At 70.1% G+C, this 8,635-nt stretch carries 8 protein-coding genes and 3 tRNA genes; 1 reads left to right on the top strand and 10 read right to left on the bottom strand.

Translation table 11 applies throughout. From position 1 onward, the window contains the following. Positions 1-1,833: Ig-like domain-containing protein (locus VF697_RS04525; RefSeq protein WP_331092240.1), on the top strand; the 1,833-nt coding region annotated here is incomplete at its 5' end. Positions 1,834-1,878: 45 nt separating this feature from the next. Here the strand turns inward: VF697_RS04525 and VF697_RS04520 are convergent. The 10 genes from VF697_RS04520 to VF697_RS04475 form a co-directional block, all read right to left on the bottom strand. Further along, positions 1,879-1,989 (bottom strand): M4 family metallopeptidase, encoded by a 111-nt coding sequence (locus VF697_RS04520; RefSeq protein WP_331092239.1) that lies wholly within the window; start codon positions 1,987-1,989, stop codon positions 1,879-1,881. A 4-nt stretch (positions 1,990-1,993) separates the two neighbouring features. Continuing rightward, a complete protein-coding gene (locus VF697_RS04515; RefSeq protein ID WP_331092238.1) occupies positions 1,994-3,112 on the bottom strand; it encodes a CDP-alcohol phosphatidyltransferase family protein in 1,119 nt (372 codons plus the stop codon). A 325-nt stretch (positions 3,113-3,437) separates the two neighbouring features. Next, positions 3,438-3,512: transfer RNA gene (locus tag VF697_RS04510), tRNA-Leu, on the bottom strand. 41 nt (positions 3,513-3,553) lie between these two features. After that, a tRNA-Leu gene (locus VF697_RS04505) sits at positions 3,554-3,628 on the bottom strand. Positions 3,629-3,651: 23 nt separating this feature from the next. Then, a tRNA-Gly gene (locus VF697_RS04500) sits at positions 3,652-3,723 on the bottom strand. A gap of 106 nt (positions 3,724-3,829) precedes the next feature. Next, positions 3,830-3,979, bottom strand: coding sequence for a hypothetical protein (locus tag VF697_RS04495; protein ID WP_331092237.1), 150 nt, complete (start codon positions 3,977-3,979; stop codon positions 3,830-3,832). Positions 3,980-4,059: 80 nt separating this feature from the next. After that, positions 4,060-5,127 (bottom strand): iron ABC transporter permease, encoded by a 1,068-nt coding sequence (locus tag VF697_RS04490; RefSeq protein WP_331092236.1) that lies wholly within the window; start codon positions 5,125-5,127, stop codon positions 4,060-4,062. A gap of 2 nt (positions 5,128-5,129) precedes the next feature. Next, a complete protein-coding gene (locus VF697_RS04485; RefSeq protein WP_331092235.1) occupies positions 5,130-6,002 on the bottom strand; it encodes a helical backbone metal receptor in 873 nt (290 codons plus the stop codon). 8 nt (positions 6,003-6,010) lie between these two features. Further along, the gene (locus VF697_RS04480; protein WP_331092234.1) at positions 6,011-7,600 is read right to left on the bottom strand and encodes an MXAN_6577-like cysteine-rich protein; all 1,590 of its coding nucleotides are present in this window, start codon (positions 7,598-7,600) and stop codon (positions 6,011-6,013) included. Further along, positions 7,597-8,635, bottom strand: a 1,039-nt coding sequence (locus VF697_RS04475; protein WP_331092233.1) for a TonB-dependent receptor, incomplete at its 5' end; no start/stop codon positions are given. The genes VF697_RS04480 and VF697_RS04475, both read right to left, overlap by 4 nt.

Here is an 8,635-nt window from a genome sequence, read left to right as displayed (position 1 = left end):
TACAAGTCCTTCAAGCTCGTCACCCCATCGCCGTCGCAATACACCTCGGCCACGCTGACGGTGAAGAACTCCAACGGCGCGCCCATCGCCGGGTGGACCAACAAACCCATATCGTCGGCGGACCCGACGGTGGACTTGAGCGCGCTCTCCACCGCGCTCGCCGGTGAAACGCCGACGTTCGACGTAGCCGCCGCCGGTTTCACCGACACCTCCGTGGTGCCCGTCGCCGAGTTCCGCGTCACCCCGAGCTCCACGCCACAGCTCTGCTGGAGCCTGTCGGTGCCCGAGCCCACGTGCCCCACCACCGCCGGTCTGGCCAGCAACGCGACCGCCGGGCCGAGGACGACGACGGTGACGGCGAAGGGCTCCATTGCCCAGGAGGCGCCAGCGAAGCCCTACACCGACCAGGCGATGAGTGCGACGGTGAATGCCAACCCGCCCGACTTCACCCGCTGCGGTGGCACGTTGAATGCCACGGTGGGGACGGGCACCGGCGCGCCGGTGGCGGGGCTACAGGTGTTCTTGCTGGACGGCGCCGCCAACCCGGTGCTGGACGGCGATGGCCAGCCCGTCTCCGCGCTCTCCACGGCGAGCGGCGGCGTGTCGTTCCCGGTCTGGGCGTCCACCTACAAACTGAAGGTGAGCGCGTCCGCGCGCTACACGCCCACCTCCATGACGGTCACCGCGGGCGGCAGCGGCACCACCACCGCCTCGGACGGGGTCGTCACCTCCGAGGCGGTGTCCACCACCGTCGGCGGTACCTCCTCGGTGACGGCGGTCGTGGACGTTCTCCCGCCGCCGCCGCCTTCCATCTCCTCGCCCGCCTCCGGTGCGCGGCTAGGCAGCGCCACCCCGGTCATCCGGGGCACGTGCCTTGACGGGGCCACCGTCAACGTGTACGCGGACGGCTCGCCGCTGTGCACCGCCACCTGCGCCGATGACGCGTTCACCTGCACGAGCGCCATCCTGCGGGACGGCGCTCACACGCTGTACGCCACGCAGACGGATGCCTCCGCCACCAGCACGGCCAGCGCGGCCACCTCCTTCTCCGTCGACACCGCGCCGCCAGACACCACCCTCGTCACGGGGCCGCCCAGCTCCACGACCTCGACGAGCGCCTCGTTCGACTTCGATTCCAACGAGCCAGGGAGCAGCTACGAGTGCAGCCTGGATGACGCATCCTTCGCTTCCTGCACGGACCCGGTGACCTTCACGGACCTGTCCACTGGCAACCACTCGCTGGAGGTGAGGGCCCGGGACGCCGCGGGCAACGAGGACCCCATTCCCGCCGCCTACGACTGGCGAATCGAGCCCGTCCTGGCGCCCTCCGGGCTCACCTTCACCACGCCGGCGAATGGCTCCCTCCTCCTGGACAAGTCGCCCACCTACTCCGGGACGGCGGGCCCGGGGCTCGAGGTCCTCGTGAAGCGCGAGGACGGCGTGGGGGTCTGCACGGCCACGGCCGATGCCGCCGGCGCCTGGTCCTGTGTGGAGCCCGACACGCTCGTCGATGGACCCCATACCCGCCTCGCGGTGTCCGGGAGCTTCCTGGTCGCGGCGGGTGAACCGGCGAGCACCACCTTCACCGTGACGACCCCCGTGACGCCGCCCGCGGGCGGGAGCGATGGCGGGAGCGGCGGGAGCCAGGATGCTGGCGAGCCGGGAGCTCCCCCACCGAGCCCTGAGGCGGGCCTCTCCGTCTACGGCCGGGGCTGCAGCAGCTCGGGCGGATCGCCCCTGGTGTGGCTGATGCTGCTCGCCGTGCCCTTGCTGCGCTCGCGGCGCTCGCGCCCCACCGCTCGCGGGAGCATCTCCAGCCCTTCGTCCCGTTGAACCACTGGCCGAGGTGGGGAGGAGGAGGGGCCGCCGCTGGTTCGGTCAGCTCACGCCCACCGCGCTCCAGCTCTCCTTCACCTTCTGGACCTCGGCGGAGTTGGCGCCGTAGAGAGCCGTGGCGGCCTTGAGCGTCCCGGCGCTCCTGTTCCACACCGTCTCAGGCCGCGAGCTTGTTGCTCACATGCAGGAGCACCGCCCTGTGCGTCGAGGGCAACCAGATCAGCGGAAAGCCGATCTCCGGGTACCGCGAAATCATCTCCCGGAGATACCGGACCATGCTGATGACCAGCGTCAGCACCATCATCAGCAGGAGACCGCGGTGGAGGGCGGGCTGGAGCGACGAGGGGAACGCTGACAGGGGAAGCACCAGGAGGAACAGCGCGCTCTCGGCCGTCAGCCACGCCGGAGGCTTGTTGACGAGCTGGCGCGCATGGATGCCCACCGCGAGGCTGCTCATGGCGACGGCGACCAGGGCTCGGGCGGAGAAGACATCACTCCAATTCTGGAGCCAGGTCACGTACAGGCCAAGGATGAGCGCCGGTGCCAGGAGAATCCGCACGTAGAAGCGAAGAGACGAGAGCGGCGAGCGGTACATGAGCACCAGGTCCTGCAACAACGACCAGAAGCCGGCGCCGAAGGCCACGACGCTCAAGATCGAGTAGGTGATCTGGAAGCCCGGATCCTCGAGGATCGCCACGTCACGGATGCAGACCGACAGTCCCAGGAACAGACAGAAGACATAGTTCCAGAGGTGATTGATATAGGGGTCTCGCATGATGCCCGTCGCGTAGTAGCGACACAGCCCGAGGTAGAAGAACAGCTGCCCGGTGGCGGTCAGCAGGATGTAGGGCAGGAAATAGACGCTCTGACGAGGGCCGAGCTGGGCGACGATCAACACCGCCATCGCCGAGTTCATGACGTCGACCCAGTGGTCCCAGAAGTGGCGTGCGGTCGATTGCGTCCCGTTCCTGCGGGCCTGGGTGCCGTCCATCGCATCCAGGCAGAAGTGGAGCACCCGGCAGACCACCCAGAGCGCATACATCCACCGAGCGCGCTCGAAGGTATGCACGGCGACGAGCAGGAACAGGTGGAGCAGCAGCCCGGGAATGCCGAGGATGACCGGAGAGAGCCTGTAGGGGAGATAGCGGACGGCGAACTGCCGGCATTCCTCCCGGACCCCCCGGATGAGGGCATCTTCCTCCGGGCGCTTGTAGCTCTGTTGCGTATCGAGGACCAACACATGGGGCTCCAACGCCCGTACCTGATGCTTGCTCATTGCCCGTATCCGTTCACCCCGGGCTGGTTTCGTTGCCCGGAATGACGCGAACAATGCCAGCGATTGGGCTCGCGCCGCGGTGCGTGGCCTTACACGCGCGAAGTGGCCCGCTTCACAGCCCGAGGAAAAGTCCCAAGCTCCCTTGGCCGCCCGCCAACTCCAGCAGGGAGACATGTTCCTTCCGCGACCCGCTCCCCAAGCGGGGGAGTGCCCGACCGAGGCCACGATCTCCTTCCCGCCCTGCTTCTTCTTCAGCGTCCACAGCGCCAGCGCGAGGTTCAACCCATCGAATGTCTGTCCAACGAGCGTGCGCTGGGTCTCCAAGTACCGCGGGCGGGATTCGAACCCGCAACCTCTGCGTTCTGAGCGCAGCACCTCTACCAGGTTGGGCTACCGCGGCATGTGCTTCCACTGCTGTGTTTCGACTACGGGGACTGCGAGTGCCGAAGGCGGGAGTCGAACCCGCAACCCCCAGACTCTCGATCTGGTGCCTCTACCAGGTTGGGCTACTCCGGCGACTGAACTGCTGGACTGCGAAGAGCGGTCGGCGGGAGTCGAACCCGCGTTCTCCTGAGTGGCGCTCAGGGGCCTCACCTCTCGGCCACGGCCGCATGCAACTGCGTGCTGCGGGGACCCGGAAAAGCAAGAGGCCGGGTCCCTCGTTGGGAGCCCGGCCTCTCCGCGCACCGTGCCTCGTCTGGGACGAGGACGCGGAGGTCAGAGTCCGGGCGGTCGACCGCGAAGCGACTTGAGGCCGAGCAGGACATCCAGGGTGGTGGCCAGACCGTTGCGCGAGAGCGCATCGATGCCAGGGTCAACGTCGTTGAGGTGCTCGGGGTTCATCGGGCTCTGCTTCGTCACCGTCATGGTCACCGCTCCTTTCATGAGGAAAAGACGCGGCCCGCATTCGTTCCTGACAGACGGCACGGACGGCGCTCGCACGCTCCTCAAGCCGCCGTCAGCTGTCCGCGCCGGTACAGGAGCGCGAGGAACAGCGGCCCACCGAGGAGCGCCGTCACCACGCCCACGGGAGGCTCGGCCCCGAACAGCGGGAAGGCCAGCCGCGCGAGCAGGTCCGCGAGCATGAGGAACGCCGCGCCCCCGAGCGCGGAGAGCGGCACGAGCAGCCGCTGGTCCGGCCCGAACGCGAGCCGCAGCACGTGGGGAACGATGAGCCCCACGAAGCCGATGAGCCCCGAGAGCGCCACGGCGCCCGCCACGCTGGCACTCGCGGCGAGCAACAACAGCCGACGCGTCCAGGCCACGGAGACGCCGAGCGAGGCCGCGTCGTCATCGCCCAGGGTGAGCAGGTTGAGCCGTCCCGAGAGCGCCAGCATCACGCCAAGGGCCACCACCTGGAGGAGCGCGGACAGGACGAGGGTGTGGATGCGCTCGTAGCCGAGAGCCCCCGCGAGCCAGTACAGGATCTCCCCCAGCCGATCGGGATCCGAGAGGGTCTTGACGAGGGTGATCGCCGCGGAGGCGAAGGCATTGAAGACGACACCGGTGAGGAGCGCGGCATAGGGCGCCCGGCCGCCATGGCCCTGGCTCGCGACGAGCACGAAGAGCATGGCCGCCACGGCGCCGACGAAGGCGAAGAGGGCCGGCGCGGACAGGCGCGCCAGCCCGCCTCCGAGCCCCGGAGCCACCTCGCCCACGGTGGCGAATCCCACGGCCAGCGCGACGGTGGCCCCCAGGGCCGCGCCACCCGAGACACCGAGGACGAAGGGATCCGCCAGCGGGTTGCGCAACACCCCCTGAAGCGTGACACCGGAGGCCGCGAGCCCCGCGCCGACGATGGCCGCCAGCAGGGCGCGTGGCAGGCGCAGGGACCAGAAGATGATGGCGTCCTTGGACGTGGGCTTTCCAAAGAAGGCGGCGTGAAGGGAAATCGGCTGATCGCCAAAGCAGACGGCCACGACGAACGCCGCGAGCAGCAGGACGAGGAACGCCCCGCAGAGCCCGAGCGCCCGCCCCGGGGTGAACGACCCTCTGCCTCTGCCCTTCTCACGCATGCTCAGCGCACAGTACCCGCATCGCGCTTCGCGGGCGGGTGCAGCAGTTGGAACAGCTCCTCCAGCCCACGCCCCATCGAGGGCCCCGGCTGAAGCATCGCCATCGACGGTACCTCCGCCCATCGAGACTGCGAGAGCAGCGCGACGAGCTTGTCCTTGCCCACGTCCACGTCCGCGGCATCCACCACCACGTCTGGCGAGGCACTCACCGCGCGCTCGACGGAGTAGACGGGGTAGGCCGCGCCCGCGTCCGCCGCCACGTTGAGGGCTCCCGCGTCGCGCAGCAGCTCGTCCGCGAAGGAGCCGGGCCCGGCGACGACGAGCGGCTCGAAGCCGTAGACGAACAGGACACGCGGCGGCTTCAGCGTCCTGGCGGTCTCACGGATGCGGGTACGGGTAGACTCGATGCGCTGGACGAGGGCATCGGCCTCCTTCTCCTTCCCGAGCGCCTTGCCCACGGCGCGGAGGGCCGCCAGGGTATCGGTGACGGTGTGCAGGGGCAGCAGCAGCACGGGCACGCCGATCTCCGCCAGCTTCTCCACGGGGCGCTGGTTGCCGGGCCCCGGCTGGACGAGCACGAGGTCCGGCTCGAGGGCCACCACGGCCTCGACGGACGGGTCGATGAAACCGCCCACGCGGGGCAGGCCCGCCACCTCCCTGGCCTCGTCGAAGCGCGAGACGCCCACGAGGGTGCTCCCGGCCCCGAGCGCCAGCACCGTCTCCGTGAGCGAAGGGGCGAGCGTCACCACGCGCTTCACCTTCTCGGGGGGCTTGGGGCCCAGGAAGCGAGGGCCCCCCTTGGGAGGCGCGGCATGCGCGCCGGTGACGAGGCACAGCGCGGCGAGCAGGAGGAAGGGGAGGAGGCGGGTCTTCATGGGAAAGCTCAGGGAATCGCGACGACGTCACCGACGAGGGAGGGCTTGTTGTTGCGCGGGCAGGCGAGGAGGGGCGGCTCGGCACCGGGCCCGAAGCCCCTCCGCTCCACGAGCGAGTCGCCTGACACCTCGATGACGAAGACACGGCCCGCGCTGTTGTCGCCCACGTAGGCGCGGCTGCCCACCACGGAGAAGCGGCCCGCGGAGGGCAACGGGCACGAAGTGCTTTCCGGGCACCGCAGCGCGAGCGAGGCGACCACACGGTCATCCGCGCCGAGCAGCACCAGGCCAGTCCCCTTCACGTCGACGAGGTTGAAGTTGCGGTCATAGGTCGTCCCACCGCTGCAGCTCACGAGCAGCCGCTCTCCCACGGGGACGAGCCAGAACGGGTTGAGGCAGCCCTCGCCCAACGCGAGGAGGTCCACCGCACGGGTGGTGGGGTCGATGCGGGCCAGGAACCCGGGGCCGCCGACGGTGAAGTCCTTCGGGTCCAGGTTGCCGATGGTGGCGTACACCCGGCCCCGATGCGCGGCGATACCGGCGGGCGTGGGGGCGGTGGTGCGGCCTGGGAAGGGCTCGAGGGCCTCACCCGTGGGCAGCATGAAGGTGTCCGTGATGCTCGGCGCGGTGGGGTCGGCCATCGAGACCCGCACCACCTTGCCGCCGGCGGAGGGGGCCGTCTGCAAGTTGCCCAGCAGGGTGACGTACATGTCCGAGCCCAGCTCGGTGAACCCGTACGGGTTGGTGTTCTCACCGAAGTTCACGCTCGCCACGTTGGTGAGGGTGATGCCATCGGGAAAGCGCGGGCCGGGGCCACTGCCGGGCTCCTCGTCGCGCCGGAGCACCTGGAGGGTGTTGCTCGTGGAGTTGAGGATGAAGACGTAGGGGTCCCGCACGAGGAGATGGTTGGGAACCAGCCCCGTGGTGTTCCGGGCGGGCAGCTCGCCGTAGTCGGTGAGCCGGGCCTGGAGGAGCCGCATGGAGGCGTCCAGCACCAGCAGCTCGTCCTGCAGGCGCGCGACAGTCTGGGGGCTCGTGCCCACCGCCACGCCAGGCCCCCTCACGTCCGAGCCCGATTGGATGCCCACCACCTGCCCGGTGTTGAAGCACGTCGCGACGAGGTCATAGGTGCAGGTGCCTCCACGGCAGCTCCGGGCATCCGCGCACACGCTCCCGCAGGCCCCGCAGTGGAAGGCATCCGTCTCCACGTCCACGCACGAGCGGTCACAACGCTCGGAGGTCGTCAGGGTACAGGCGGCCTTGCACTGCCCCTGCTCGCACACCTGGTCCGGTGCGCACGCCGCCCCCCCCTCTCCCGCGCACCCTCCACAGTGCGCCGGGTCCGAGGCGGTGACGACACACTGGCCACCACACAGCGCGGCGCCCGAGCGGCAACGACAGGCGCCCTCGACGCAGACTTCGGTGCCGGCGCAGGCCACGCCGCAGGCCCCGCAGTGCGCGGAGGCGCTGGAGATGTCCACGCACGCGTCAGCGCAGCGGGTCTGCCCCTCGACACACAGGGCCTCTTCGTCCGGGCACCCCGCCAGCAGCAGGGACAGCGTCACCAGACACAGAACCGTGGAGCCCTTCCCATTCATGGTGCATCCGTCCCGGAAGCAGAGGAGGCCGGAGCGGAAGCCCCCGGCCCGAAGGCCCCCGCCACCGACAGGTACACGCCGCGGCCGGGGAGCGGGTAGCCGACGAAGTCCTCGGCGCGCGCGTCGAAGAGGTTCTTCACCTCGCAGGTGACGGTGAGCTCCGTGCGCGAGCCCCAGGTGCTGGACAGTCCCGCGTGCATGAAGGCGCGCCCGGGAAGCGACATCGCCCCGTCCCTCGAGAGGAAGTGCGCCGACTGGGCCACCACCTCCGCTCGCCCCGTGAGCCACCGGGGTCCGCCCATCACCCGCGCGGACAGCTTGTGGCGCGGACGGTATGGCAGCTCGCGCAGGTAGAAGCGCCCGTCCCGCTGCAGGTCGTTCGACAGCGTCAGCGTGTAGCTGAAGGCGCCAGAGAGGAGCGGATGGGGGCGCCACTCGCCCTCGGCCTCCAGCCCCATCACCCGCGCGCTGGTGAAGTTGTACGGCTTCGCGGCGCCGGGCGGATAGGCCTCGTAGGAGATGAGGTCTTGGTAGAGGCTGACGAAGCCCCCCACCGAGGCGAAGGACGCCTCCGAGCGGTGCACCACCGCCGCGTCCGCGTACAGCGCGCTCTCGGGGCGCAGGTCCGGGTTGGGCAGCAGCGTGCCCTGGCGCACGTACAGCTCCAGGAAGGAGGGGGCGCGGTGGGAGCGGCCCGCGTTGGCGCGCAGCTCGAGGCCCGAGGGCAGCGACACGGTGGCGCCCACCTTCGGAGACAGCAGCGTGTACGGGCCCGCGCGCTCCACGCGCAGCGAGGGCGCCACCACGAGCTGCCCATCCCACAGCAGCAGCTCGTCCATGGCCATCACGCTCGCGCGCAGCCACGTGGGCTCTCCGCCCGAGGCCTCGTTCGTCTCCGCCGCGGACACGGCCTCACCGGCCAGGCCCACCAGCGCGGACAGCGAGTGCCAGTCGCCCAGCAGCACCTGCCCCTCCAGCTCCGCCCCGCCCAGCCGCTGCACCTGCGCGCCCAGCTGTCCCAGGGGGCCACCGGAC

Source organism: Archangium sp. (assembly GCF_036388035.1).
Classification (GTDB): domain Bacteria; phylum Myxococcota; class Myxococcia; order Myxococcales; family Myxococcaceae; genus Archangium.
This window is presented reverse-complemented; position numbering and strand designations above follow the sequence as displayed.

Bases quoted from the DNA above. Each gene is read 5' to 3' on its own strand.
- VF697_RS04480 (WP_331092234.1), bottom strand. From the start codon at position 7,600: ATGAATGGGAAGGGCTCCACGGTTCTGTGTCTGGTGACGCTGTCCCTG.
- VF697_RS04495 (WP_331092237.1), bottom strand. From the start codon at position 3,979: ATGACGGTGACGAAGCAGAGCCCGATGAACCCCGAGCACCTCAACGAC.
- VF697_RS04515 (WP_331092238.1), bottom strand. From the start codon at position 3,112: ATGAGCAAGCATCAGGTACGGGCGTTGGAGCCCCATGTGTTGGTCCTC.
- VF697_RS04490 (WP_331092236.1), bottom strand. From the start codon at position 5,127: ATGCGTGAGAAGGGCAGAGGCAGAGGGTCGTTCACCCCGGGGCGGGCG.
- VF697_RS04485 (WP_331092235.1), bottom strand. From the start codon at position 6,002: ATGAAGACCCGCCTCCTCCCCTTCCTCCTGCTCGCCGCGCTGTGCCTC.